Source organism: Mycobacterium sp. NGS34 (assembly GCF_059812845.1).
Genome location: NZ_JCALDM010000057.1, coordinates 1 through 1,272, shown reverse-complemented (window position 1 = coordinate 1,272; position 1,272 = coordinate 1). Strand labels below are relative to the sequence as shown.

Annotated in this window: 2 protein-coding genes; both read right to left on the bottom strand. The window is 60.4% G+C overall.

All coding sequences use genetic code 11. The features are described from left to right. Positions 1-45: 45 nt before the first annotated feature. Entirely contained in the window at positions 46-930 is an 885-nt protein-coding gene (locus AC5Y7V_RS31370; RefSeq protein ID WP_082901982.1) for an IS3 family transposase, read from the bottom strand. Between the two features lie 5 nt (positions 931-935). Then, positions 936-1,226 carry a transposase gene (locus AC5Y7V_RS31365; RefSeq protein WP_047040760.1) on the bottom strand — a complete coding sequence of 97 codons (291 nt, stop codon included), beginning with the start codon at positions 1,224-1,226 and terminating at the stop codon, positions 936-938. Positions 1,227-1,272: the final 46 nt, after the last annotated feature.

The window sequence follows — 1,272 nt, the reverse complement described above, 5'->3', positions numbered from 1 at the left end:
TGAGGTGTGTCAAGGATGTGAGACAGTCGGGTAGTTTCTTTTCGGTCAGGCAGCAGCGGGAAGCGGCTGGTTTCTGGTTGTGAAGTTGGCCATTGCTGTCGCGGGCGGCAGACCCTCGTTGTTGGTGTGAGGGCGCCAGCGGTTGTAGAACACTTCGATGTAGCGCATGGTCGCCCGTCTGGCGTCCTGGCGGGTGGTGAAGCTGTGGTGATGGTAGAACTCGTTTTTCAGGGATGAGAACAGCGATTCTGCGACTGCATTGTCCCAGCACACCCCGGTGGCGCCCATGGATTGGCGGATCTTGTTTCCTGCGCACCAGGCGCCCATTTCCCGGGAGGTGTACTGCGTTCCGTGGTCGCTGTGAAAAATGGCGTTGGGGCTCAGGTGGCCGCTGTCCCTGGCCATCGTCAGGGCTCCGGTAACCAACGAGGCGCGCATGTGCTCAGCCATGGCCCAGCCGACGACCATGCGGGTGCACAGGTCAATGACAGTGGCCAAATACAGCCACCCTTCGCCGGTGCGCAGGTAGGTAATATCGCCCACCAGACGCGTTCCAGGGGCTTCTGCAGTGAAGTCCCGGCCGATGAGGTCCTCGAAGACTTTATCCGGATCCGAGGCGATCGTGGTGCGCTTGAACGCTCTCATCCGCTTTGCCGCCCACCCGTTTTCGGCCATGATCCCCGCGACAGTGCCCACCGAAACCTCGATGCCGGCGGCGGCAAGTTTCGCATGGACCATGCGGTGCCCGAAGATCCCGTCGGAGGAATCGAAGACGGTCTTCACCTGATCCGTCAGTTCCCGGCGGCGCAGCGCAGTCGGGGTGTCGCCGGCGTCCAGCCGCCGGTAATACGTCGCCCGTGGGAGACCAAGCTGGCGGCACATCCAGGCCACCGGGAAGTCGGCGTTCTTCTCCTGAACAACTCGGTACAAGTCCTCTACCGTTGTTCTTTGGCGAAGAACGCCGAAACTTTTTTCAGGAAATCGTTCTCCCTCTCCAGCTCACGCATCCGTGCTTCCAACGCCTTGTATTTCGCAGGATCCACCGGATCATCCGGTTTCCCCCCACCGCCTGGTTGCCCCTCACGGGACACCCGCACCCAGCGTTTCAACGCGGTGACGGAAATGCCGAGCTCCGGAGCGACAGAAGCCGGCGAACGGCCAGATGAAACCACGAGCTCAACGGCATCAGCCTTGAACTCATCGGAATAGGTAGGTCGAGCAGACATGAGCACAATCCTTTCAAACTGTGTCTCACATCAGTAGTACACCTCA

What these genes read in the sequence shown, in the direction of transcription:
- AC5Y7V_RS31365 (WP_047040760.1), bottom strand. Translation starts at nt 1,226, where the DNA reads ATGTCTGCTCGACCTACCTATTCCGATGAGTTCAAGGCTGATGCCGTT.